A 24,057-nucleotide genomic window follows, 5' to 3' on the forward strand; every position below is an offset into this window, starting at 1 on the left:
AATGAAAAAAATAAAATTATATAGTATTGGAGTAATATTACTGTTGAGCTGTGCAAATGCATTAGCTCAACAATTACCACAATTTTCTCAATACATGTTTAACACTATTGCTATTAATCCTGCTTATGCTGGAAGTAGAGAAACTATTAGTGTTGTTGGTTTACACAGAAGCCAGTGGGTTGGATTAGCAGGTGCGCCAACCACTTCAACAGTATCTGTGCATGCTCCGCTTAAAAATGAGAAAATTGGTCTAGGATTATCTGTAATTAATGATGAGTTAGGTTACGAAAATTTTGTTTTTGTTTACGGAGACTTTTCATATACTATAGAGCTTTCTGAGAAAACAAAATTAGCATTCGGATTAAAAGCCGGTTTTACACACTATAATTTAGATCAAGAAGGTTTCTTAGATGATCCATCAGTAGCTATAGACCCTTTCTTTAGTAACTTTACTAATAGATGGAACCCTAACATAGGTGTTGGTGCATACTTGCACCAAAACAGATGGTATGTAGGTTTATCTGCACCAAGAATTCTTAATACGGATTACAATCAAAGTGCTTTAGATCCTGAAGTAGATTATATAGCGCTAGAACGTGTTGGATACTATTTAACCGGAGGTTATGTGTTTGATTTAGACGAAAACACAAAACTTAAACCTTCTGCCCTAGTAAAAGTAACTAACGGAGCACCTATATCTTTTGATCTTAGTGCACACGTCTTATTTAACGAAAAATTCTGGTTAGGTGGTAGTTATAGATATAACAGAGATACATCAACAATCGGAGCTTTAGCAGATTTTCAAGTATCGCCACAAATGAGAATTGGATATGCTTACGAACATTATATTACTGACTTGAGACCATATACTGGAGGAACACATGAAATCTTAATAATGTTTGAAGTATTCAAACCTACAAAACGTGTAAAATCACCTAGATATTTTTAAAATGAAAATAAAAATTATTTCATATTTAGTACTTTTCTTATTTGTACAACAAGCTGTCGCACAAACAAAAGTAGCGGATAACTTTTTTAGAGATTTCTCTTATGAAAAAGCAGCAGAACTTTATAAAGAGGCTTTAAAAAAAGAAGATAGTACGGAGTATATTCTAAAAAGAATTGGTGATAGTTACTTTAATATCAGTAAAGTTGAAAAAGCTGAATTCTGGTACAATAAAGCAATAACCAAATATCCAACAATTGATCCTGAATATATTTATAAGTATATACAAACTCTAAGAAGTCAAAAAAAATACGATTTAGCAAATGAGTATTTAAGAGACTTCAAACTAAAAAATACCAAAGATAAACGTATCAAGGATATTGAAGTTTTTAGTATGGAAAACTATAACCAATTAACTAATACTGAAAAAGTGTATGTTGATACTGAAAATTTAGAATTAAACACACAGTATTCTGATTTTGGAGGTTATGAGTTTAAAGATAAAATGTACTTCTACTCTACTTGGGTTAAAGATTCTATTACAGACGAAAAAGAATTATATGATTGGAATAACGAGCCTTTCTTAAATATTTTTGAAGTTGATACTAAAATAGAAAAAGCTGCAAAAACATTTAGTGAACCACAAAAACTTAATTCGTCAATTAATACAAAAGATGATCATGAAGGTTTAGTGACTATTACCAATGATGGTAAAACAATGTACTTTACTAGAAATAACGTTAATAAAAAAGAGAAACGTAAATATTCAAAAGAAGGAACCTCTAATTTAAAGATATATAAAGCAACGCTATCGGGAGAAAAATGGAGCAATGTAGTAGAGCTTCCTTTTAATAACGATGCTTATTCTTGTGGCGCACCAGCTTTAAGTCCTGATAACAAAACGTTATATTTTGTATCTGATATGGAAGGTGGTTTTGGTCAAACCGACTTATATAAAGTATCAATAAAATCGGATGGCACTTACGGTGTACCTAAAAACTTAGGAGCAGAAATTAATACGGAAGGAAACGAAAAGTTTCCATTTGTAGCAAAAGATTCTACCCTATACTTCTCTAGTGATGCCAATTTAAATTTAGGATTACTTGATATATTTGAAACTAACTTATTAAAGATAAAAAGAAACGATTCTACGGAAGTATTTATCAAAAATCTTGGAGCGCCTTATAATAGTCCTTTTGATGATTTTTGTTACTTTATTGATACAGAAACGCAATCAGGTTACTTCTCTTCAAATCGTGAAGGAGGAAAAGGTGGTGATGACATCTATGCTTTTGGTAAATATGAATGTAAACAAACTGTATCTGGAGTAGCATACGATAAACTATCTAACGAGCCTTTAGATAAAGTAAGAGTAGCATTACTAGACATAGATGGTAAAGTTATAGATACCTACTTTACTGAAAAAGATGGAAAATACGAGTTTAAAGATATCGCTTGCGATAAGACGTTTACAGTTTTAGGTGAGCGAGTAATTTATAGACCAGACAAACAAGGATTTGTAACATCGCCAAATAACGGAGATGAAACAACTATAGATTTATACTTAGATCCGTTAATTGTAGATAATGAAATAGTTATTAACCCAATTTACTTTGATTACAATAAATCAGACATTAGAACTGATGCTGCATATGAATTAGAGAATATTGTTGCTGTAATGAGAGAACATCCTAAGATGATTATTAAAATCGAATCTCATACTGACGCTAGAGGACGTGATGCTTACAATTTAAAATTGTCTGATAGACGTGCTAAGTCAACTAGAGATTATCTTTACTCAAGAGGTATTGAGGACGGCAGAATACAAAGTGCTATAGGGTATGGAGAATCACAAATACTAAATCACTGTACTAACGGTGTAAAATGTACTGATAAAGAACATGAAGAGAATAGACGATCTAAGTTTATAATCACAAATCAATACAAATAAATAAAAAAAAGCCTTTCTAAATTAGAAAGGCTTTTTTTATGTTATGCGGATTAGTGAATAATTATATCTAAAAACAACATTGTATTTTTCGCATTCTTTTATAATACGTTGAAACTTTATAGGCAATTGTATCAATTAACAACATTAAGCGCAGCCGCTTTGCTATAACAGTTATTATACAACAAAAGTATTAACTCCTACACAAGAAGCCTTAAAACAACGCTTATAACTAAAATAGCATGTACATATTACATTAGTTAAAATTCGTAATCCCTAATAACAGAAAGAGACTTATATCTATAACTATAAACGCCATTCCCTAAATAATTGTTACAAATTTGGTCTACATAAAAAAAGCCTCAACAATATAACTATTGTTGAGGCTTTTTAATACTATTATAAATCCGTGATTTTTACATCAATTAAAAATCATGTAAAAAATATAATTATTTCTTCATAAAAATATTAGTAAAATACCATTTGTTATTTTCTCCTAACTCTGCAGAAATTTCAAAATCTGTGTAATCACCTTCAATATTACCTCTATGTCCTTCACTATTTAACCAGGCATTTACTACTGATGCAGCACTTGAAAATCCATAAGCGACATTTTCAGATACTTTTACGGCATCTGCATTATCTACTAAGAACGATTTTCTGTTAAAAAAATGATCGTGATTTACCTCATTAATATCTGTCATATAATCTGTATGACTAAAAGCTTGTCCTTTTATAAGCTGGTGACTAACCAAAACGTTTAAACCAATACTTATACGGTGTTGATTAATAAGTTCTAAAATTTCAATTTCAATTGGTTTTGCTTCTGGGATAACTAGAGCTTCAACATTATAATCTGCTGTTTCATCTAAGCTATCAGTTGAACAAGATGTTAAGGTTATTGTTAGTAACATAACAGTCAGTAGGTAGGTAAATTTTCTCATTTTTAAAGAGTTAAGTAGGTTTGGGACTTTAAAAATAGAACAGGTTACTCTAACAAACTGTTAAAGAAATGTTAAAATCGATTAAAAACATGCTTTTTGACGTTTCAATATGCTTTTAATCGATGAAATACATATTTTAAATGTATTTAAACGATTAAATCATGGCGATAAACGGTTTTTAACCCAATTAAACTCAGCATCTAATGCATATAGAATTCTATCATGTAATCTATTAGGTCTACCTTGCCAAAACTCAATAGAAATAGGTTTTATAATAAAGCCACCCCAAAACGAAGGTCTCTCAATTTCTTTCCCTTCATAATCAAGCTCAAGCTGCCTTAATTTAGATTCTAATACCTCTCTACTCTCTACAATACTACTTTGATTTGATACTATTGCACCTAGTTGACTACCACGTGGACGAGATTCAAAATAACCATCACTTAAATTCTCTGCTATTTTTTCCGCCTTTCCTTTAATTATGATTTGTCGTTCTGCACCATGCCAGAAAAAGGATAAACATACATTTGGATTATTAAGTATCGCTTTTCCTTTTTCGCTATCATAATTAGTATAAAAAATAAAGCCTTCATATGTAAATTTTTTAAGAAGCACCACTCTACTTTTAGGAAATCCGTCGCTACCAATAGTAGCAACTGTCATCGCGTTAGTTTCGTCTTCAGGAAAATGTTGATCCACTTCATTAAACCAAGACCTAAAAAGCTCTAATGGGTTTTCAGGTGTGTCTTTTAATAACAACGCTCCTTTCTCGTAAGTTTTTCTGTAATTACTTAAGTCTTTTTCCATAACATTAATTTATATGTAAATTTACGCGTTTTTTACTATTTTTAAGGCATGATGTATTCTCAACTTTTGGTAAGTATAATTCTAATTATTTGTGGTTTTTTAGTGAAGAAATATCCAGATCTAATTGCTGGATACAATACATTAAGTCCTTCTGAAAAAGCAAAAATAGATAGTAAAGGTTTAGCCTTATTTTTAAAACAAGTATTAGTTGGTTTAGGAATACTTAATATAGTATCCTTTTTATTATTAACACTTAACCACGTAAGTGACAAAAACATCTTATACTTTAATAGTGTACTATTAATTGTATTACTTCTTCTAAGCCTTTTTGTAGTTAATAGGCGTTATAAAATTTAAAACTCAAAAACTTTACCATCGTCACCAAGTACAACATTGTCAAAGATTGTTTGTGCTTCGGTTTTAAAAACATTTAAATCGTCGTAACGTGTAGAATAATGTCCTAATATTAACTGTCCAACATTAGCTTGCTTTGCAATACTTGCTGCTTGTTTTGCAGTACTATGTTTTGTTGGGGCTGCTAATTTAGCATGTTTTTCTAGAAAAGTAGATTCGTGATATAATACGTCTACGTTTTTTATAAGTGGTATTATATCTTCTTTATAAGCAGTATCGCTACAAAATGCATAGCTTTTAGGTTTATTAGGTGCTTTGGTTACGGTTTCGTTCTTTACAACCTCTCCCACTTCATTTGTAACATCTGCCCCTTGTTTTAACTTTCGATAATAAGACACATCTATATTTTCATTTAAAACAGCATTCATATCTAATTTACGGTCTCCTGGCTTTTCTTTAAATAAAAACCCGTTTGTGTAAATTCTATGATCTAAAGGGATGGTGTGTACTTCAACCTTTTCATCCTCAAAAACAATTTCAGAATCTTTATTAGTTAACTCATGAAACGTAAGCTTATAATTAGTCCAAGAATTGGCTAACTTCATTTGAAGTGTAATGACTTCTTTTAACCCTTTCGGGGAATAAATATGCAGTTCTGTATCACGTCCTAATAATCTAAAAGTAGAAATTAATCCGACTAACCCAAAAAAGTGATCGCCATGTAAATGCGAAATAAAAATGTGCTTAATGCGACTGAACTTAATTTTATTTTTTCTTAGTTGTACTTGCGTTCCCTCTCCACAATCTATTAAAAAAATGTGATTATTAATTTCTAATACTTGAGATGTAGGATTAGTAAATGTACGCGGTGTTGCACTGTAACAACCTAAGATATTTAATTTCATTAAAGAATATTAATTTAATTATAAGACAAAATAAAATTCACTAAAAAGGTGTTTTAAAACCCTAAATCGCGTTCCATAACTTCCATTTCAATAATGTCGTGTGCTTCTTGAAGCGTTGGTACAATTATTATTTCGTCCGGCGTGTTGTCTGTATCTGCACCTTCGTTAACTATTACAAAAGAATGTTTTGCAGCGCGGTGTTGATTAGATACTCTTAAAAACTCAATAACATCTTTTAAAGACACCACTTTTGTAGCGTTTAAATTAACGATAATATTATTATTTTTAAATTTAGGATATAGTGTTTCTATTTTTTTAACTAATTCTATAACCGTAGCATTTTCTTGGGTTATAATTGCTAAGTTTTCATTTTGATCTATAATCATAACTATTGTTTTATTTTAGAAGCTAATAAGTAAATTACCGCCATTCTAACCGCTACTCCATTTTGTACTTGATCTAAAATAATGGCTTGTTTAGAATCTGCAACGTCACTAGTAATCTCTACACCTCTATTTATTGGTCCAGGGTGCATTATTGTAATCTCTTTGTCTAGGCTATCTAATAATGCCTTATTAACTCCGTATTGTTGTGTATATTCTCTTGTAGATGGAAAATAACTTATATCCATTCGCTCATTTTGCACACGTAACATGTTTGCTACGTCGCACCAATTAAGTGCCTTTCTTAAATTAGTTTCTACATTTACTCCTAATTTTTCAATATGTTTTGGTAATAATGTTTTAGGACCACAAACCATGACATTAGCGCCTTGTAACTTTAAAGCATAAATATTAGATAATGCAACACGACTGTGTAGTATGTCTCCAACAATAACCACGTTTTTACCTTTAACACTACCTAAACGCTCTCTTATAGAATAGCTGTCTAATAAGGCCTGTGTTGGATGCTCGTGCGCTCCATCTCCTGCGTTGATGATACTAGCATTAACATGCTTGGATAAAAAGACACCTGCTCCTGGATTTGGATGGCGCATAACAACCATATCCACCTTCATGGATAATATATTATTTACAGTATCTATTAATGTTTCTCCTTTTTTTACTGACGATTGCGAAGCCGAAAAATTAATGACATCCGCTGACAATCGTTTCTCTGCTAATTCAAAAGACAGTTTTGTACGTGTAGAGTTTTCAAAAAACAAATTCGCAATAGTAATATCACGAAGAGATGGTACTTTTTTAATAGGACGATTAATAACTTCTTTAAAGTGATCTGCTGTCTTAAAAATAAGCTCTATATCTTGTTTATTAAGATACTTGATTCCTAATAAATGTTTGACACTTAACTCGCCCATATTATTTGTTTTCAGTTTTAAATAGCAGTTTTTTAATTGCTATTGTATTGATGATTATAATCTTGTTACTTTAATTAACTTACTATGTTATTAGACAAATGCTATGTAAAGCATTTAAGCAATTTTATGTTTAGTTATTAACTAAATATACAGCATCTTCCCCTTCATTTTCCATCCAATTTACTTTTACCTTTTCGTTATTTATAGCATCTACTTGACGACCTCTATAATTTGGTTGTATAGGTAAATGTCTACTAAAACGTCTGTCTATTAAGGTTAATAATTCAATTTCTTTAGGTCTTCCAAAAGATTGAATTGCGGTCAAAGCTGCACGAATACTACGTCCAGTATAAAGTACATCGTCAATAAAAACAATATTTTTATCTTCAACTTGTACATTAATCTCTGTAGTATTAGCTTCTAATGTGGTGTCTCCTCTTCTAAAATCATCTCTATAAAACGTAATATCTAGATGTCCTAATTGTAAGTTTTTAATTTTGTAATCCTCTTTTAGCATGGTTGCTAAACGGTTAGCCAAATATTTACCTCTAGGTTGTATACCAACTAAAACGGTATTAGAAAAATCATTATGATTTTCAATGAGTTGACAAGCCAATCTATGTAGAATGATGTTGACTTCTGTAGCGTTAAGTAGCACTTTTTGACTCATAGTATTCCAAACGGGTTTGGTAAACAAAGGTAAAGTAAATTATTATAAGTTGAAAGCTGTTTTTGTACCAAATAAAAAAGCCTCTCATTTCTGAGAGGCTTTTAATATTGATAAAAACTTTAAAGCTTATACTTTACCGTCCATTTTATCTTTTAACGCTTGTAAAGCTTCGTTAGCATCACCTAAAGTTGGTTTAGCTTCGTCAGCTTGAGAAGCTGCCTTTTTAACAGCTGCTTTTACATTTGCCATTTCTTCTGCTTTAAATATAGCAGTATGAGATGCAACAACACGTTTGAATTCTTTATTAAATTCGATAATCTTGAATTCTGCAGAATCACCTTTCTTTAACATCTTACCGTCTTCTTTTTCAAGGTGACGAGATGGTACGAAAGCAACGATATCTTCGTTAAATTCAATAGTAGCTCCTTTATCTACAACATCAGCGATTTCAGCTGTGTGTGTTGTACCTAAAGCAAACTCAGTTTCGTATTTATCCCAAGGATTATCAGTTGTTTGTTTATGACCTAAAGATAATTTACGTCCTTCAACATCTAACTCTAATACTACTACATCTAATGTATCACCTACGTTACAGAACTCAGATGGATGCTTGATTTTCTTAGTCCAAGATAAGTCAGAGATGTAAATTAATCCATCAATACCTTCTTCTAATTCAACAAAAACACCAAAGTTTGTAAAGTTACGTACAATACCTGAATGCTTAGAACCTACAGGATATTTAGTTGTAATATCTGTCCATGGATCAGCAGATAATTGCTTGATACCTAATGACATTTTACGATCTTCTCTATCTAAAGTTAAGATTTGTGCGTCAATTTCGTCACCAACTTTTACAAAGTCGTTAGCAGAACGTAAATGAGTAGACCATGACATTTCTGAAACGTGTACTAAACCTTCAACTCCTTCTGCAACTTCGATAAATGCACCGTAATCAGCGATTACAACAACTTTACCTTTAACTTTATCACCTACAGCAACAGTTTCTCCTAAAGCATCCCAAGGATGTTTAGATAATTGCTTAAGACCTAATTGGATTCTAGACTTATCTTCATCAAAGTCTAAGATTACAACATTTAATTTTTGATCTAACTCAACAATCTCATTTGGATGGTTAATTCTTGACCAAGATAAATCTGTAATGTGAACTAATCCATCAACACCACCTAAATCAATAAACACACCATAAGAAGTAATGTTTTTAACAACACCTTCTAATACTTGTCCTTTTTCTAGTTGACCAATGATTTCTTTTTTCTGCTCTTCAATATCAGCTTCAATTAAAGCTTTATGAGAAACTACTACGTTTTTGAATTCGTGGTTGATTTTCACAACTTTAAATTCCATAGTTTTGTTTACGTACTGATCGTAATCTCTAATTGGCTTAACATCAATTTGAGATCCTGGTAAGAATGCTTCGATACCAAAAACATCTACAATCATACCACCTTTAGTACGACATTTAACAAAACCATTAACGATTTCTCCAGTTTCATTAGCTTTAATTACTCTATCCCAAGCCTTAATTACACGAGCCTTTCTGTGAGATAATACTAATTGTCCTGTTGCGTCTTCACGTACATCAATTAACACCTCAACCTTGTCTCCTACTTTTAAGTCTGGATTGTATCTAAATTCGTTTAAAGAAATAACTCCTTCAGATTTAGCGTTGATGTCAATAATTGCATCACGATCTGTCATGTGCACTACTGTTCCTTCAACAACCTCATCATCTAAAGTATCTACGAAATTTTCTGATACTAATTTTTCAAATTCTTTTAATTGAGAATCTTCAACTTCATCAATTCCTTCTTCGTAATTGTGCCAGTTAAAATCTGCTAAGAATTTTTCAGGGTTTGCTTGAGCTTCAGATACTACTGGAGCTACTTTTGTTTCTGCAGTTGCTTCTTGAGATGCAACTTCTGCTTGTTTTGCTTTTTCAGCCATTTAAATAAATTTAATAATGTACTTCCCGCTTTCGCTGAAATATAAATACATTATGTTTTTGTATTCTGTTATGTCTAGAAGATTTAGGCGCTAACACACAGAAGTGTTATAAATAAAATTGTTTTAATCCCTTTTCATCTTTCTTGTATGCGCCAAAAAGGAGTGCAAAAATACTACTTTTTAATAATACAGCCTAATAGTAATATAAAAATATTAAAACACTGAGCTTCAGCATACTAATTAATTATAGTTTTAAACTAAAAAATGCTTTTAATCGGATAAATCAATCATTTTATCTAAGTTGATTCTAAATAAGGTTTTAGATAATCAACCTATTATTTTATTTACTATATTTAATCAAGAATTAATATTTAAAAACAAATTATTTATGGCTGTAAGAGCAAAATATCAAGGTGTACTTGATTTAGGAGAAAAATTAAAGATCGCTAACGGAGACGTTACTGAAGAAAATGGTGTATTAAAAGTTAAAGGAACTGCTGGTACGCAATATGAGAAAAACTTAATGTGGGATGCAATCAAAGCTGCTGGTGGAGATAGCCCTTCTGATATTATGGCAAACATTGATGTTGCAGACGAAAGTCTGTATGCAAGACATACTGTTGTAGGTGGAGACACTTTAGGTAAAATTGCTAAGCATTACTACGGTAACGCATCTAAATACACTGCTATTTTTGAAGCTAACAAGGATATCTTAAAGAATCCTGATATGATCAATGTAGATCAAGAACTAAAAATCCCTAATTTATAGGCATTTTATACCAATTAGTAAAAGCGGATTGTTAAGCGTAAGCCAACAATTCGCTTTTTTTTTATGCTTTAATCTAATTAGGCTAAATCTTCTAGTGTCTTATTTACTAAATTAAGTACAGTATCAAATTGTTTTTCTAATGTTAAATCAGAATTATCAATGGCTATAGCATCTTCTGCTTTTACTAATGGGGAGTCTTCTCTATGAGAGTCTATATAGTCTCTTTCTTGTACATTTCTTAATACGTCCTCGTATTTTACATCATCTCCTCTACCAATCAACTCATCAAAACGTCTTATGGCACGTTTATCTGCTGATGCTGTCATAAACAATTTTAATTCTGCGTAAGGAAACACAACTGTTCCAATATCACGACCATCCATAACGACACCTTTATCTTTACCCATTTTTTGTTGCTGTTTAACCAACTGGTAACGCACTTCTGGGATCGCTGCTACTTTACTAACAAAACTAGAGACTTCTAAAGTTCTAATTTCTCGCTCTATATTAACACCGTTTAAATAGACTTCTGCAAATCCTAATTCTGGATTAAAAGTAAAGCTTATTACTATTTTGTCAAGGTTTGAAACTAAAGCATCAACATCAAACTGATCTTTATCAATCCAACCATTTTGCATAGTATATAAAGTAACCGCCCTATACATTGCACCAGTGTCTACATAAATGTAACCTAAATGTTTTGCTAATTGCTTTGCTACTGTACTTTTTCCTGTAGATGAAAAACCGTCTATGGCTATGGTAATATTTTGCACTTATTTTGTTTTAGAATGTAAAAATAGGAATTAAAATTCGGAAATATAAGGTTGAAATAAGGCTGTTTTATAAAGTCAATTACTGCAATCATAATCAAAACAAATAATAACACTACTCAAACAGAGGGAAGTCTCCTGTGTAATAATACTCAAAATCAATAACTTCTCCTGTATCTAAGGTATCACGTCCAATCAAATAATACGTTGTACCAACATGTAAACTAGAATAAGATTTTGCCGAAATAAAAGTAACAGTCTCTCCTGGTTGATATATTTTGACAGATTTTACCTCTGGCGTATCATATGCTGTAGCTTCATTTAAAATTAAGCTGTAATTTTTAAATCTTAAATTATTAGCATTCCAACGTATAGTAGCATGCTCTTTTAGTTTGAATGGTATATTTAAGCATTTAGCATAGCGTTCGTCTTCAGACACATCTTTTTTAGAATCATACATCAAAGCGCAAAAAACACCAATAAACATGATTACAAAAAAGAAGAGACCAGCAAAAACAATTCTTTTAACTCTTTTAGAATTATTAGACATGTATTGCTAGTATTAAGCTACAAGGTTAGCAACAATATCCCTAACTGGTAATATTGCTTTAGTATGCTCAATACTTGGTCCTGCAACCCAAACAGTTTTATAAGTTGCTTTTTTAGCTGCATTTTCTGTGGCTTTCATCCCTATTGAAAAACGAATCATTTTAACCCATTTTTTCAACTTCTTGTTTTTATTTAAAACGCGCTCTATCCACGTTTGCTTTGTACCTATTTTTTGTACGTAAGGTGTATTGATTACTGTACAAGGTGTCCCAGAGATACGCTCTGTCATGATAATATCCTTTTCGCCGTAATCGACACAAGCCTGCTTATACTCGTCAGTAACTCCTGCTTCTACAGATGCAATAAATGGACTACCAACAGACACACCTTCTGCGCCGTAACTTATCATTTTATCAATATCCGCTTTACAACCTACACCTCCTGCAGATATTACAGGAATTGTTAAGGCTTGACTTAATTGATTAGTCAACTCTTGAGGTGTTAAATTACCTCTATGCCCTCCTGCTTCGTTATTAACAGCAATAGCAGCATCTGCACCCAACTGCTCTACTTTTTTAGCAAAACGTAAGTCTGTAACATCACAAAACACTTTTATACCTGCTTTGTGAGCCTGTTTTATAGTTTCTTCTGGGCTTCCTAGAGATGTAATTATAAAATCACAACCTTCTTCACATAAGACCCTTAGTTGTTCTTTATATTTAATGTTGGACTTGTTAACTATTAGGTTAAACCCAAAAGAGCCTCCTTCAACCTTATTAGCTTTTAACTCTATTATAGCAACTCTTAACTGCTCTAATGTTCTATAATTAAGTGCAGGAATACATCCAGCAATACCAGCCTTCATCCCTTCCGTTACCATAGCAACGTTAGACACTAAAAACATTGGTGCTTGTATAATTGGATATTTTATATTTAAAAGCTGAGTTAATTTAGTTTCCATAATCATTAAATTGTTTAAACAAATATAGCATAAATTTATTATGCATGCATAGTTTTTTTATTCCAATTATTAACACAAAAAAACGCAATCAAATTAATGATTGCGTTTTTATATATGTTAAATCTAATAAGATACTCAGTCAAGCTGAGCATAAGTGATTCACTCAAGTTTTACAAAACAAAACTTGGTTCTCTGCTTACTTTACTTCTTCGAAATCTACATCTTCAACATCACTGTTTTCAGTTGTATCTGCTCCTGCATCAGGACCTGGTTGCCCAGCTTGTCCATCTGCTTGTGCTTTGTACATTTCTTCGCTAGCTACTTTCCAAGCTTCGTTAATTTTCTCTAAAACTGGCTTAATAACTGCTACATCTTTAGATTCGTAAGCTGCTTTTAATTCAGTTAAAGCTGCTTCAATTGGTGCTTTTTTATCATCAGATAATTTATCACCAAATTCTTTTAATTGATTTTCTGTTTGGAAAATCATAGAATCAGCTTCGTTTAAAGTCTTAGCGTTTTCTGCTGCTAAAGCATCAGATTCAGCGTTTGCTTCTGCATCAGCTTTCATTTGCTTAATTTCTTCTTCAGTTAAACCAGAAGATGCTTCAATACGAATATCTTGTGTTTTTCCTGTAGCTTTATCTCCTGCAGAAACTTTAATAATTCCGTTTGCATCAATATCAAAAGTTACTTCAATTTGTGGAACACCTCTTTGTGCTGGTGGTAATCCATCTAAGTGAAAACGTCCAATTGTATTGTTATCTGCTGCCATAGCACGTTCACCTTGTAATACGTGAATCTCTACTGATGGTTGGTTATCTGCTGCTGTAGAGAAAACCTGAGACTTTTTAGTTGGTATAGTTGTATTTGCTTCGATTAACTTAGTAAATACGTTACCCATAGTTTCGATACCTAATGATAAAGGTGTTACGTCTAAAAGTAATACATCTTTTACATCTCCTGATAATACTCCACCTTGGATACCAGCTCCTAAAGATACAACCTCATCTGGGTTAACTCCTTTTGAAGGTGCTTTTCCAAAAAATGCTTCTACTGCTTTTTGTACTGCTGGGATACGTGTAGATCCACCTACTAAAATAACTTCGTCAATATCAGATTTTGATAAACCTGCTGCTTTTAAAGCTGTTTGACAAGGCTCAATAGTACGTTTTACTAAATCGTCAATTAACTGCTCAAATTTAGAACGTGTTAATGTACGTACTAAGTGTTTTGGTCCACTTGCAGTAGCTGTAATATATGGTAAATTGATTTCTGTTTGCTCAGAAGAAGATAATTCAATCTTCGCTTTTTCTGCTGCTTCTTTAACACGTTGTAAAGACATTGGATCTTTTCTTAAGTCCATACCTTCTTCTGCGTTAAACTCATCAGCTAACCAATCAATAATTTTTTGATCAACATCATCTCCACCTAAGTGCGTATCTCCATCTGTAGATAATACTTCAAATACACCATCTCCTAATTCAAGGATAGATACATCATGTGTTCCTCCACCAAAATCAAATACTACTATTTTTTGGTCAGTACCTTTCTTGTCCATTCCGTAAGCTAAAGCTGCTGCTGTTGGCTCGTTAATGATACGACGTACTTTTAAACCTGCAATTTCTCCTGCTTCTTTAGTTGCTTGACGTTGTGAGTCATTAAAGTAAGCTGGTACAGTAATAACTGCTTCAGTTACATCTTGACCTAAATAGTCTTCAGCAGTTTTCTTCATTTTTTGAAGTACCATAGCAGATAATTCTTGAGGCGTGTATAAACGACCATCAATATCTACACGTGGTGTATCATTATCACCTTTAACTACTTTGTAAGGTACGCGTTCTGCTTCTTTTTTAGAATCAGAGTACTTGTTACCCATAAAACGTTTAATAGAATAAACAGTTTTTGTTGGGTTAGTTACTGCTTGTCTTTTTGCTGGATCACCAACTTTAATTTCGCCTCCTTCAACAAAAGCGATAACTGAAGGTGTTGTACGTTTACCTTCTGCGTTTGGGATTACAACTGCTTCGTTACCTTCCATTACAGAAACGCAAGAGTTTGTTGTTCCTAAATCGATTCCAATAATCTTACTCATAATTTTATATAATTTAAATTTTGTATTGTAATTGTTACGGTATCAGTAAGTCAATGATTATGCCAAGACAACCTAACTGACATGATGGCAGAATCTTAATAAAGAAGACTATTATTTTAACTATTATATGTCCAACAAAAAACTATATTTGTCGGCTAATACTAAAACGATATAGTAATATGGAATGTATTTCGGTTTTTGACATGCTTAAAATTGGTGTAGGTCCTTCTAGTTCTCATACTTTGGGTCCTTGGCGCGCTGCAGAGCGTTGGATACACGAGCTTAAAGCAGCTAACTTATTTGACCAAGTTCAACGTGTTACTATTGACTTATATGGCTCATTATCTTTAACAGGAAAAGGGCACGCCACAGATTTAGCAGTCATGTTAGGACTTAGTGGCGCAGATCCAGAACGTATACCTACAGATACTATTGATATTATAATTGCCTCTATTACTAATACTCATAAAATTGTTTTAGACAACCAACGTATTATTTCTTTTGACAAAAAAGAAGACATTATATTTAACCGTGCTTTTTTACCGTTTCACTCTAACGGAATAAAATTTACCGCTTACGCTGAAACAGAAATACATACCTCTACCTTCTACTCCATTGGTGGTGGATTTGTTGTTAAAGAAGAACGTACGGTCGATGCCGAAAATAAAGAACTAAAAAAAGAATTCCCGTATCCTATTGATAAAGCTACCGAGTTACTAGCCTTTTGTCAAAGTGAAAACAAAACAATATCAGAAATAGTTTTAGAAAACGAACGCTCTCTTAGAACGGACGAAGAAATTGATTTTGAATTACACCGCATCTGGGACACTATGCTAGAGTGCATGTTTATTGGGTGTCATACAGAAGGTAATTTACCTGGAGGACTAAACGTAAGACGTCGCGCTTTTGACACACACAAACGTTTAAATATAGAAATGCCTTACACTACACCTCAAGAGTGGTTAGAAAGCATCAGGAATAGTGAAGTCAAATTTAGACAAATCTTAAAATGGGTAAGCTGCTTCGCTTTAGCAGTAAACGAGGTTAACGCATCCCTTGGACGTGTTGTTACAGCGCCTACAAACGGAAGTGCTGGAGTAATACCATCTGTTTTAATGTATTATATGGTAATCGAAAATCATGATGCCAACTTTGATGACATTAAAAAATTCTTACTTGTAGCCAGCGAGATTGGAAGCATCTTTAAAAAAGGCGCAACTATTAGTGCCGCAATGGGAGGCTGTCAAGCGGAGATTGGTGTATCTTCTGCTATGGCGGCAGCAGCTTTATGCGACTTACTTGGCGGAAGTACAGAACAAGTTATGATTGCAGCAGAGATTGCAATGGAACATCATTTAGGTCTTACTTGCGACCCTATTGGAGGTTTAGTACAAATACCATGTATAGAGCGTAACAGTATGGGTGCCATAAAAGCTATTAATGCAGCAGAGCTTGCTTTGGATACAGACCCTAAAAATGTAAAGGTACCATTAGACAAAGTCGTGGATACCATGTGGGAAACTGCAAAAGACATGAATACAAAATACAAAGAAACTAGTGAAGGCGGTTTAGCTGTTAGAGTAAACATGTCCGATTGCTAATCCGTTTAACAATACAATGCCATTAGCTTTTACTAGCACCAATAACATATAAAAAGGCTAAGTATAAGGGACTCAGTCTAAAAGAAAAATTTAGCAATACGTCTTTAATTTAGTACATTTACAATCTATATAAACAACGCAATATGTCTGTAGCAAAAAAAGAATACAAAAGAGTTACCGTTAAATCATTAGTAGATATGAAAAAGAATGGAGAAAAAATCTCCATGCTTACTGCCTACGATTACACTATGGCTAAAATAGTAGATGGTGCCGGTACAGATGTTATATTAGTAGGTGATTCTGCAAGTAACGTAATGGCTGGACATGAGACAACCTTACCTATTACTTTAGATCAAATGATTTATCACGCCTCTTCTGTTGTACGTGCTATACATCGCGCATTAGTTGTTGTAGATTTACCATTTGGTAGTTACCAAAGTGATCCAAAAGAAGCGTTACGTTCTGCTATCAGAATCATGAAAGAATCTGGCGGACATGCTGTTAAAATGGAAGGTGGTAAAGAAGTAAAAGACTCAATAAAACGTATTTTACATGCTGGTATCCCTGTTATGGGACACCTAGGATTAACGCCACAGTCTATATATAAATTTGGTACTTACACTGTACGTGCTAAAGAAGAGCAAGAAGCTGTACAACTTAAGGAAGACGCTTTAATGTTAGAAAAAGCAGGTTGTTTTGCAATTGTATTAGAAAAAATACCGGCTAAATTAGCGCAAGAAGTAGCAGAAAGTGTTTCTATTCCTGTTATCGGAATTGGTGCTGGTGCTGGTGTTGACGGACAAGTACTAGTTACACATGATATGATTGGTATGACACACGAGTTTAACCCAAGATTTTTACGTCGATACATGAATCTTTACGAAGACATGACTAATGCTATGAAGCAATACGGAGAAGATGTAAAAAGTGGTGACTTCCCTAGTGATAAAGAACAGTATTAATTCAGCTTTTAGCTTATTGCTATTGGCTTTTAGCTTATAACTTGTGCCTAAAATACTTTCCAATAAAGACAACCTAAAAGTCATCTACGAGGACAACCATATCATCGTAGTAAATAAACGTGCAGGAGATATTGTACAAGGCGATAAAACGGGAGACAAACCTTTAAGTGATGTTGTTAAAGGATTTATAGCTGACAAATACAACAAGCCAGGTAAGGTCTATTTAGGGACCGTACACCGATTAGACAGACCAACCACTGGTTTAGTTATCTTTTCAAAGACCAGTAAAGCCCTACCCCGTTTAAATAAGTTATTTGTATCCAAAGAAATTTCTAAAACCTATTGGGCTTTAGTTAAAAACAAACCCGAAAAAGAAGCAGATACTTTAATACACTGGCTAAAAAAGAATCCTAAAAATAATAAGTCTACCGCTTATATAAAGGAAATTCCAGAAAGCAAAAAAGCTATTCTGCATTATAAAACAATCAAGACATTAGATAATTATTATCTCTTAGAAGTTAACCTAGAAACGGGACGCCATCATCAAATACGCGCGCAACTCTCTAATATTGGTTCTCCTATTAAAGGCGATTTAAAATACGGTTTTGATCGCAGCAACAAAGACGCAAGTATTAGTTTACATGCCAGAAACATAAAGTTTATCCATCCAGTTTCTCAAGACAATTTAAACATAACAGCACCCTTACCTAAAGATCCTATTTGGGACGCTTGTTTATAGTTTATAGGCGTTACCACAAGGGTCGTATTTAAATTTATCCTGAGCGCAGTCGAAGGGTTATATCTTTTTTCGCCATTTATGGCAGCAAAAAAAGGATGCCATTACTACCACTAACGCAACAATAGCAAACCAATAAAATACGTTACCTTTATATAAACACACACGCATGATTCCGGAATTACTAAACGATCAAAAAAGCTATTTTAAAACAGGTCAAACGTTAAGCATCACCCATAGGAAAACACTTTTAAAAGCACTTTTAAATCAATTAGTAGCAAGAGAGCAAGATATTACCGATGCGCTGTATAACGATTTCAAAAAACCAGAATTCGAATCTGTTTTAACAGAAACAGCTATAGTTATTCAGGATTTAAAACACACCATTAAAAAGTTAAACAAATGGGCCAAACCTAAACGTGTATTTCCTGCGTTATTAAACTTTCCGTCTTCTGACTATTTGTATGCAGAACCTTATGGAAGCGTTTTAGTTATCGCACCATGGAATTACCCCTACCAATTGGCAATAGCTCCTTTAGTTGGCGCTATTGCTGCAGGAAACACGGTTGTTTTAAAACCAAGCGAATTAACGCCACATACTTCTGCTTTAATCAGTGATATTATTAAAACAGTATTTAAGCCAGAACACGTTACAGTTGTAGAAGGTGGTGTTGACACTTCTACTAAATTGCTAGAGCAACATTGGGATTATATTTTCTTTACAGGTAGTGTTAACGTCGGTAAAATAGTTGCTAAAGCTGCTGCTGTTAATTTAACACCAACCACTTTAGAATTAGGCGGTAAAAACCCATGTATTATTGACGATACTGCTAATATTAAGTTAGCAGCAAAACGTATCGTTTGGGGTAAATTTGTTAATGCTGGACAAACGTGTATTGCTCCTGACTATATCTTAATTCATCATTCCAAAAAAGACGCGTTCTATAAAGCTATGAAACATGAGGTTGAATTAGCCTATTCTACCACACCGCAACAATCTAAAGATTTTGCGCGTATTATAAACCTTAAAAACTTTGAGCGTTTATCAAAAATGCTAACCAATCAAAACTGTATTATTGGTGGTCAAACAGATGCTGATACGTTATACATTGCGCCTACTGTTATTGATAACCCAACGCTTGATAGCGAAGTCATGAAGGACGAAATATTTGGCCCCATTCTTCCTGTGATTTCTTATCAAAATGATTCGGAATTAGAAACTATTATTTTGTCTTATAACAAACCATTAAGCTTATACGTATTTGGCTCAAATTCCGCGAAAGCGAAACAATTAATACAAAAATTCTCTTTTGGAGGTGGTTGTATCAATGACACCATTGTACACTTTGCTAATCACAGATTACCATTTGGAGGTGTCGGAAATAGTGGTCTTGGGGCTTATCATGGACACTATACTTTTGACACTTTTAGCCATAAAAAAGGAGTTGTTAAAAAAGCCAATTGGCTAGATATACCTGTGCGTTATGCACCTTATAATGGAAAATTAGACTTGGTTAGAAAAGTATTAAATTGGTTATAATATACCAATTACTAGTAGTTTGATAGATTAACAAAAGGATATCCTAATTGTAATTTTACGCCTTCACCTTTTGTAGACGTCAAAGCGTAAGACATATTTATAAGCTCGGCACGACTTTTCATGTTTAATAACCCTGAGCCTTCTTGTACGGTGGCCATATCAAAACCAATACCATCATCTGTGGCCTCTATTAGTAATTGATCTTTTAAATAATGAAGTATAACGTTTAAGTTTTTAGCTTCAGAATATTTAACTGTATTAGAGAAAAACTCTTGTAATATCCTAAATACAATTATCTCGTGCTTTTTGTTATTAAAAGGCACAACGTCTCCTTTAACCTGCAACTCTGCTGTTGCAAACTTCATTTTTTTAAGTCTACTTAACTCGTTAGAAATTGATTTCTCAAACCCTATATTTAAAATAACCTCGTTGTTTAAAGACCGTGACAGCATCCTTACTTCTTTAAGACTTTGCTTGACGTAGTCTGAAGCTTCAGAAAAATTTTCTTTAGTCTCTTCATCCACTTTTGTCTTTAAAATGTTTAACTGCATACTTGCTGCTGCTAATAGCTGACCAACATTATCATGAAGCTCCCATCCAATGTTTTTTAGTGTTTGTTCTTGAATTTCGGTTTGTGCAATGGATAACTCTTCTTGAAAGGTTTTTTCTTGTTCAAACTTATCTATTAAAAGCTTGTTTTTTCGCTTCTGAAATACAATAAAAAAAAGTACAACTAAAGACGTTACAATAAGTAAAACGCCAATCATGTATATTAATAGATAGCGCTCTGCAGCTGTAGACACAGGAAGTTTTTGTATAAACAATAAAAGGTTAGTCATTTTTTAAATGTGGTTTAGAAATAATAAGACCAATAGCAAAACAAGTATACATAAATATATTAGCAAACAGAAATACACGTCGTTTTAAATTTGCAAAATCCCAATCTGCAGTGGTATTGTATTGATCGTAAAATATTATTGGTGTAATTACTAACCACCAAACAAAAAGCCCGGTTGATGCGTACAAACCAAAGCTTGTAAACATGTTTAAAACAGCATTACTTTTTAATAATTCTAACAGATACAAAGCAACACATATACAAACAACAGAAGCATCCAAAATAAAATATATTGGCGGATGTGCTTTTAAAAACAACTCAAAATTAAAGATAACATGTAGCACAAAAATTATCGTAAAGACCAAAGCGGTGTACTTAATTATTGTTTTATAAAGCTTTGTTTCTAAAAGTAAATGGTAATATTTTAAAATAAATAAAATACTTCCAAACATCCAAAAAGCATTAAACCAATTAGTACTACGCAACCCATATAGCCTTAAAAACTGTATTACCCCTAGTTCTCTAAAATAGATAAAACAAATACCTACACATTCCACAAAAACAATATAGACTAAAAAGTAGATAAAACACCTTGTTACTGTGTGCTTATGTTTCTTAAACACTACAAGACCAATTATAGCTGGTAACAGCTCAAAACCATAGCTAATAAAATTAAAATACTTGGTTATAAATTCTATCATATTTAAAGGTGATCTTCAGTAAGTGGTTTTGATACTATTAGTCCTACAGCATATGTTAAATACATAAATAGGTTTGAAAACATAAATATTTGCCATTTTAGAAACACAAAATCCCAGTCTTCGGTGGAGTTATAAACGCTATAGAATACAACTGGTGTTGTTATTAACCACCAAAAAAATAATGCGATACTTATATAAAAATCTAAAAGCTTATAAAAATTTAGAATTTTAGTGCTTTGTAATAATTCAATAAAATAAAAAATAGTGTAAGCTAATATGGATATACAACCCAAAACACTAAGTAACGGTAAAAATCCTATAAAAAAGAGATCAATATTAAATACAATATAAAATACCGCTATTATAAAACTGATACTCCCAATAAGTAATACAGCAGTTTTGTAGGTCTTGTTGTTTAGTATTTTATTAAAGTAAAACATAAAAAACAAAATACTACCTAGTATATAAAATATAGTAAATAGCCAATAATTATATTGAAACCTAGAGTTTTTAACCACAGACAACCATTCAATTTTCCCGTACATACTTGGGTACAATCCAATAAAATCGACACAAAAGACATAAATTAAAAAATAGATAAAATATCTAGCTGTCGTACGTTTGTATTTTTTTAAACACAATATACCTACCAACACTGCTAAAAACTCAATCCCATGAGTAATTATAGTATAGTTTTGTTTTAAAAATGTTTCCAATATTTAATTATTGAGGATAATTAGAGTTTGGCGGATTACCTGCAGACCCCATATTTAAAGGTCCAATTTGGGTAAGATCATTACTTTTTGAAGGACCAAATTTAGCATCTTTATTTATTTGCGTTTTAACACCAGTTGGCACCATAAACATCGTAGTATAACCTACTAAACCTTTTGTTTCAGGATAGGCGCCTAAATAGACTCTTAAACCATTCATAGCATACCCCAAACTATCTGCTTTGTGTTTAGAATACTGTAAGTAGTTTGTAATGTCATTTATGGACCACCAACAGGATCTATTATCAGGTCTTTTAACAATACTGTCACTAACAAGTTTATGTCTTAAGTCAAAAGTGTAATCTAATAATTTGGCTTCAGTTGGTGTAATAATGCCATTTGGTTTGATAGTCGTGGTTACTGCTTCTCCTGTATTAGATGTATTTAAGTAAAAATACATAAGTAATGCACCAAGAAGAATACCTAGGATAAGAGTTCCTAAATTTTTCATTTGTTTTTTGTTTAGTAATTAATAGCGTTTTAAATGTACTAAAAAAAACCTAAACAACATTTAAACCTTTAAAACTAACACTTTACTTTTCAATTTCCTTTTCTGGCGTGGACACAATAAAACCAATAGCAAAAGAAAGGTACATAAAAACTATAGAAAATAAATACACATAATTTTTTATATGTACATAAGCGTAGTCATTAGCATTAAAGTATTGCTCGAAAAAATACAATGGTGTTGTCACTAACCAAAAAAAGAAAACGCCAATAGCGATATAAAAACTTAAAGATTTATAAAATTTTAATATTTGCTCAGAATCAAGTAATTGAATAAAGTAACATATTGTTACACTTAAAATAACGATTAAACTTAAAATTTCTAATGAAAAAATAGAATTAGTGTGTAGCGCATTGTAGTCCACAATAAGAATAATTGTTGATAATATTAGAAAGCTGATTAAGAGTATTTTTAAACCTTTTTTTATTCCATTATTTTTATTTACTAAAATAAAATAAAGAGCTATAATAGCTGTGCTTAAAACAGTCCAAAAGACTTGAAAAAACCAAAAATTTCTATCAAAAATCGTGTTTTTAATTATGCTTTTTAACCAACTAAACTGCTCCGTTTTAGCTAAAAACAATGGGTAAGCTCCAACTATTTCAATAAATTGGACATAAACCAAAAACCAAATAAAAAGCCTTACTGCTTTAGTTTTAAATTTTTTATACAAAACCAAACCCGCCACTGCTGCTAGTATTTCTGCACTACGATAAATCAATACATAATTTTCTAAAAGAAAAGAGCTCATTATTAATTGTATAACTTTTATTTATTATTGTTTAGTTTATTAAATTAACCTCAAAACATGAGATGTTTTACAAACAAAAAACAGCCATCAAATAATGCCTTCAACAGGCGTATATATTTTAATGGCTGCCATTTTTTTTACAATAGTATTAAACTATTTTAATAATACTAAGGATATCTACAAATAAAATTTATTGAGGGTAAGCACCTATTGGAGGGTGTCCATTTGATCCTCTATCTAAACCATCAGCATCTGTAATATCAGTATTTAAATCGTCATCATCCTCAGTACTTGGCTCTGTCGGCACCATAAAAATTGTAGTTAAACCATTTCCTTTGCCAGCATCTTTATTTACACCTAAATAAAAACGTAACCCGTTAGCCGTTTCATATTTTTCTTTAACACTGTTAATAAATGCTTGTAAATCATCTAAAGAGTACCAAGAAGACCTGTTGTCTCCTTTACCTCCTTGCGCCTTGTCATTGGCTTCTTTTCTTAAGTTTGTCCATTCATCACTTAGCACTTTTGCTTCTGTTGATGTGATAATTCCCTTTGGTAATCCGTTTTCAGTTTGTTCCATAAGTTTAGTTTTACTTAAAAACAAAAACCTTATTTAGGTTTCCTTTTTAAGCATATAGTTATTAATTAA

25 protein-coding genes are annotated in these 24,057 nt (G+C 32.3%); 8 read left to right on the plus strand and 17 right to left on the minus strand.

The genetic code is table 11. The features are described 5' to 3' along the window. Nucleotide 1: 1 nt before the first annotated feature. Nucleotides 2–949: a PorP/SprF family type IX secretion system membrane protein gene (locus ACZ2G2_RS14890; protein WP_090840145.1), complete on the plus strand. Its 948-nt coding sequence runs from the start codon at nt 2–4 to the stop codon at nt 947–949. A gap of 1 nt (nt 950) precedes the next feature. Beyond that, entirely contained in the window at nt 951–2,897 is a 1,947-nt protein-coding gene (locus ACZ2G2_RS14895) for an OmpA family protein (RefSeq protein WP_470393045.1), read from the plus strand. Nucleotides 2,898–3,343: 446 nt separating this feature from the next. Here ACZ2G2_RS14895 and ACZ2G2_RS14900 read toward each other — a convergent pair whose 3' ends face one another. Beyond that, entirely contained in the window at nt 3,344–3,838 is a 495-nt protein-coding gene (locus ACZ2G2_RS14900) for a CAP domain-containing protein (RefSeq protein ID WP_470393047.1), read from the minus strand. A 159-nt stretch (nt 3,839–3,997) separates the two neighbouring features. Beyond that, the gene (pdxH, locus tag ACZ2G2_RS14905) at nt 3,998–4,645 is read right to left on the minus strand and encodes a pyridoxamine 5'-phosphate oxidase (protein WP_101202551.1); all 648 of its coding nucleotides are present in this window, start codon (nt 4,643–4,645) and stop codon (nt 3,998–4,000) included. Between the two features lie 48 nt (nt 4,646–4,693). On the opposite strand from pdxH, the gene ACZ2G2_RS14910 reads away from it, so the two are divergent. Next, nucleotides 4,694–5,002, plus strand: a complete 309-nt coding sequence (locus tag ACZ2G2_RS14910; RefSeq protein ID WP_470393049.1) for a DUF3784 domain-containing protein — start codon at nt 4,694–4,696, stop codon at nt 5,000–5,002. On the opposite strand, the gene ACZ2G2_RS14915 is transcribed toward ACZ2G2_RS14910, so the two are convergent. The 5 genes from ACZ2G2_RS14915 to rpsA all read right to left on the minus strand — a co-directional run bounded on the left by ACZ2G2_RS14915 (nt 4,999) and on the right by rpsA (nt 9,857). Beyond that, on the minus strand, nt 4,999–5,904 hold the full coding sequence (locus tag ACZ2G2_RS14915; RefSeq protein WP_470393051.1) for a ribonuclease Z: 906 nt from the start codon (nt 5,902–5,904) through the stop codon (nt 4,999–5,001). The two genes, ACZ2G2_RS14910 and ACZ2G2_RS14915, sit on opposite strands and share 4 nt — an antisense overlap. Nucleotides 5,905–5,957: 53 nt before the next feature. Continuing rightward, nucleotides 5,958–6,290, minus strand: a complete 333-nt coding sequence (locus tag ACZ2G2_RS14920; RefSeq protein WP_090840161.1) for a ribonuclease Z — start codon at nt 6,288–6,290, stop codon at nt 5,958–5,960. Nucleotides 6,291–6,292: 2 nt separating this feature from the next. After that, nucleotides 6,293–7,222, minus strand: coding sequence for an aspartate carbamoyltransferase catalytic subunit (locus ACZ2G2_RS14925; RefSeq protein ID WP_470393052.1), 930 nt, complete (start codon nt 7,220–7,222; stop codon nt 6,293–6,295). A 130-nt stretch (nt 7,223–7,352) separates the two neighbouring features. Then, on the minus strand, nt 7,353–7,892 hold the full coding sequence (gene pyrR / locus ACZ2G2_RS14930; RefSeq protein ID WP_090840165.1) for a bifunctional pyr operon transcriptional regulator/uracil phosphoribosyltransferase PyrR: 540 nt from the start codon (nt 7,890–7,892) through the stop codon (nt 7,353–7,355). Nucleotides 7,893–8,018: 126 nt separating this feature from the next. Next, complete coding sequence (gene rpsA, locus ACZ2G2_RS14935; RefSeq protein WP_101202554.1) at nt 8,019–9,857, minus strand: 30S ribosomal protein S1; 1,839 nt, start codon at nt 9,855–9,857, stop codon at nt 8,019–8,021. A 388-nt stretch (nt 9,858–10,245) separates the two neighbouring features. Between rpsA and ACZ2G2_RS14940 the strand changes: the two genes are divergently transcribed. Then, nucleotides 10,246–10,626, plus strand: a complete 381-nt coding sequence (locus ACZ2G2_RS14940) for a LysM peptidoglycan-binding domain-containing protein (protein WP_470393054.1) — start codon at nt 10,246–10,248, stop codon at nt 10,624–10,626. A 77-nt stretch (nt 10,627–10,703) separates the two neighbouring features. Here the strand turns inward: ACZ2G2_RS14940 and cmk are convergent, their stop codons facing one another. From cmk to dnaK, 4 genes are all read right to left on the minus strand, one after another. Further along, complete coding sequence (cmk, locus tag ACZ2G2_RS14945; protein WP_470393056.1) at nt 10,704–11,399, minus strand: (d)CMP kinase; 696 nt, start codon at nt 11,397–11,399, stop codon at nt 10,704–10,706. Between the two features lie 112 nt (nt 11,400–11,511). Continuing rightward, nucleotides 11,512–11,946, minus strand: coding sequence for a hypothetical protein (locus tag ACZ2G2_RS14950; RefSeq protein ID WP_470393057.1), 435 nt, complete (start codon nt 11,944–11,946; stop codon nt 11,512–11,514). A 12-nt stretch (nt 11,947–11,958) separates the two neighbouring features. Further along, nucleotides 11,959–12,906 (minus strand): NAD(P)H-dependent flavin oxidoreductase, encoded by a 948-nt coding sequence (locus ACZ2G2_RS14955; RefSeq protein ID WP_470393059.1) that lies wholly within the window; start codon nt 12,904–12,906, stop codon nt 11,959–11,961. A gap of 196 nt (nt 12,907–13,102) precedes the next feature. Then, complete coding sequence (gene dnaK, locus ACZ2G2_RS14960) at nt 13,103–14,998, minus strand: molecular chaperone DnaK (RefSeq protein ID WP_090840176.1); 1,896 nt, start codon at nt 14,996–14,998, stop codon at nt 13,103–13,105. Between the two features lie 179 nt (nt 14,999–15,177). Here dnaK and ACZ2G2_RS14965 point away from each other — a divergent pair, with 179 nt between their 5' ends. From ACZ2G2_RS14965 to ACZ2G2_RS14980, 4 genes are all read left to right on the plus strand, one after another. Then, entirely contained in the window at nt 15,178–16,599 is a 1,422-nt protein-coding gene (locus ACZ2G2_RS14965) for an L-serine ammonia-lyase (protein ID WP_090840179.1), read from the plus strand. Between the two features lie 143 nt (nt 16,600–16,742). Then, nucleotides 16,743–17,561 (plus strand): 3-methyl-2-oxobutanoate hydroxymethyltransferase, encoded by an 819-nt coding sequence (gene panB, locus ACZ2G2_RS14970; protein ID WP_090840181.1) that lies wholly within the window; start codon nt 16,743–16,745, stop codon nt 17,559–17,561. 43 nt (nt 17,562–17,604) lie between these two features. Then, the gene (locus tag ACZ2G2_RS14975) at nt 17,605–18,300 is read left to right on the plus strand and encodes an RluA family pseudouridine synthase (protein ID WP_470393062.1); all 696 of its coding nucleotides are present in this window, start codon (nt 17,605–17,607) and stop codon (nt 18,298–18,300) included. Between the two features lie 166 nt (nt 18,301–18,466). Beyond that, the gene (locus tag ACZ2G2_RS14980; RefSeq protein WP_470393063.1) at nt 18,467–19,837 is read left to right on the plus strand and encodes an aldehyde dehydrogenase; all 1,371 of its coding nucleotides are present in this window, start codon (nt 18,467–18,469) and stop codon (nt 19,835–19,837) included. A gap of 11 nt (nt 19,838–19,848) precedes the next feature. Here the strand turns inward: ACZ2G2_RS14980 and ACZ2G2_RS14985 are convergent, their stop codons facing one another. The 6 genes from ACZ2G2_RS14985 to ACZ2G2_RS15010 all read right to left on the minus strand — a co-directional run bounded on the left by ACZ2G2_RS14985 (nt 19,849) and on the right by ACZ2G2_RS15010 (nt 23,988). After that, nucleotides 19,849–20,676, minus strand: a complete 828-nt coding sequence (locus ACZ2G2_RS14985) for a sensor histidine kinase (protein ID WP_470393065.1) — start codon at nt 20,674–20,676, stop codon at nt 19,849–19,851. Next, the gene (locus tag ACZ2G2_RS14990) at nt 20,669–21,376 is read right to left on the minus strand and encodes a hypothetical protein (RefSeq protein ID WP_470393067.1); all 708 of its coding nucleotides are present in this window, start codon (nt 21,374–21,376) and stop codon (nt 20,669–20,671) included. Before ACZ2G2_RS14990 ends, ACZ2G2_RS14985 begins: the two co-directional genes overlap by 8 nt. A gap of 2 nt (nt 21,377–21,378) precedes the next feature. Continuing rightward, entirely contained in the window at nt 21,379–22,092 is a 714-nt protein-coding gene (locus ACZ2G2_RS14995) for a hypothetical protein (RefSeq protein WP_470393069.1), read from the minus strand. A 7-nt stretch (nt 22,093–22,099) separates the two neighbouring features. Beyond that, the gene (locus tag ACZ2G2_RS15000) at nt 22,100–22,600 is read right to left on the minus strand and encodes a hypothetical protein (RefSeq protein ID WP_470393071.1); all 501 of its coding nucleotides are present in this window, start codon (nt 22,598–22,600) and stop codon (nt 22,100–22,102) included. Between the two features lie 82 nt (nt 22,601–22,682). Then, nucleotides 22,683–23,408 carry a hypothetical protein gene (locus ACZ2G2_RS15005; protein WP_470393073.1) on the minus strand — a complete coding sequence of 242 codons (726 nt, stop codon included), beginning with the start codon at nt 23,406–23,408 and terminating at the stop codon, nt 22,683–22,685. Nucleotides 23,409–23,598: 190 nt separating this feature from the next. After that, nucleotides 23,599–23,988 carry a hypothetical protein gene (locus ACZ2G2_RS15010; RefSeq protein WP_470393075.1) on the minus strand — a complete coding sequence of 130 codons (390 nt, stop codon included), beginning with the start codon at nt 23,986–23,988 and terminating at the stop codon, nt 23,599–23,601. Nucleotides 23,989–24,057 lie beyond the last annotated feature (69 nt).

It is taken from the genome of Olleya sp. KKT75 (genome assembly GCF_055635485.1).

Bases quoted from the DNA above. Each gene is read 5' to 3' on its own strand.
- ACZ2G2_RS14890 (WP_090840145.1), top strand. From the start codon at position 2: ATGAAAAAAATAAAATTATATAGTATTGGAGTAATATTACTGTTGAGC.
- ACZ2G2_RS14895 (WP_470393045.1), top strand. From the start codon at position 951: ATGAAAATAAAAATTATTTCATATTTAGTACTTTTCTTATTTGTACAA.
- ACZ2G2_RS14900 (WP_470393047.1), bottom strand. From the start codon at position 3,838: ATGAGAAAATTTACCTACCTACTGACTGTTATGTTACTAACAATAACC.
- pdxH (WP_101202551.1), bottom strand. From the start codon at position 4,645: ATGGAAAAAGACTTAAGTAATTACAGAAAAACTTACGAGAAAGGAGCG.
- ACZ2G2_RS14910 (WP_470393049.1), top strand. From the start codon at position 4,694: ATGATGTATTCTCAACTTTTGGTAAGTATAATTCTAATTATTTGTGGT.
- ACZ2G2_RS14915 (WP_470393051.1), bottom strand. From the start codon at position 5,904: ATGAAATTAAATATCTTAGGTTGTTACAGTGCAACACCGCGTACATTT.
- ACZ2G2_RS14920 (WP_090840161.1), bottom strand. From the start codon at position 6,290: ATGATTATAGATCAAAATGAAAACTTAGCAATTATAACCCAAGAAAAT.
- ACZ2G2_RS14925 (WP_470393052.1), bottom strand. From the start codon at position 7,222: ATGGGCGAGTTAAGTGTCAAACATTTATTAGGAATCAAGTATCTTAAT.
- pyrR (WP_090840165.1), bottom strand. From the start codon at position 7,892: ATGAGTCAAAAAGTGCTACTTAACGCTACAGAAGTCAACATCATTCTA.
- rpsA (WP_101202554.1), bottom strand. From the start codon at position 9,857: ATGGCTGAAAAAGCAAAACAAGCAGAAGTTGCATCTCAAGAAGCAACT.
- ACZ2G2_RS14940 (WP_470393054.1), top strand. From the start codon at position 10,246: ATGGCTGTAAGAGCAAAATATCAAGGTGTACTTGATTTAGGAGAAAAA.
- ACZ2G2_RS14950 (WP_470393057.1), bottom strand. From the start codon at position 11,946: ATGTCTAATAATTCTAAAAGAGTTAAAAGAATTGTTTTTGCTGGTCTC.
- ACZ2G2_RS14955 (WP_470393059.1), bottom strand. From the start codon at position 12,906: ATGGAAACTAAATTAACTCAGCTTTTAAATATAAAATATCCAATTATA.
- dnaK (WP_090840176.1), bottom strand. From the start codon at position 14,998: ATGAGTAAGATTATTGGAATCGATTTAGGAACAACAAACTCTTGCGTT.
- ACZ2G2_RS14965 (WP_090840179.1), top strand. From the start codon at position 15,178: ATGGAATGTATTTCGGTTTTTGACATGCTTAAAATTGGTGTAGGTCCT.
- panB (WP_090840181.1), top strand. From the start codon at position 16,743: ATGTCTGTAGCAAAAAAAGAATACAAAAGAGTTACCGTTAAATCATTA.
- ACZ2G2_RS14980 (WP_470393063.1), top strand. From the start codon at position 18,467: ATGATTCCGGAATTACTAAACGATCAAAAAAGCTATTTTAAAACAGGT.
- ACZ2G2_RS14985 (WP_470393065.1), bottom strand. From the start codon at position 20,676: ATGACTAACCTTTTATTGTTTATACAAAAACTTCCTGTGTCTACAGCT.
- ACZ2G2_RS14990 (WP_470393067.1), bottom strand. From the start codon at position 21,376: ATGATAGAATTTATAACCAAGTATTTTAATTTTATTAGCTATGGTTTT.
- ACZ2G2_RS15000 (WP_470393071.1), bottom strand. From the start codon at position 22,600: ATGAAAAATTTAGGAACTCTTATCCTAGGTATTCTTCTTGGTGCATTA.
- ACZ2G2_RS15005 (WP_470393073.1), bottom strand. From the start codon at position 23,408: ATGAGCTCTTTTCTTTTAGAAAATTATGTATTGATTTATCGTAGTGCA.
- ACZ2G2_RS15010 (WP_470393075.1), bottom strand. From the start codon at position 23,988: ATGGAACAAACTGAAAACGGATTACCAAAGGGAATTATCACATCAACA.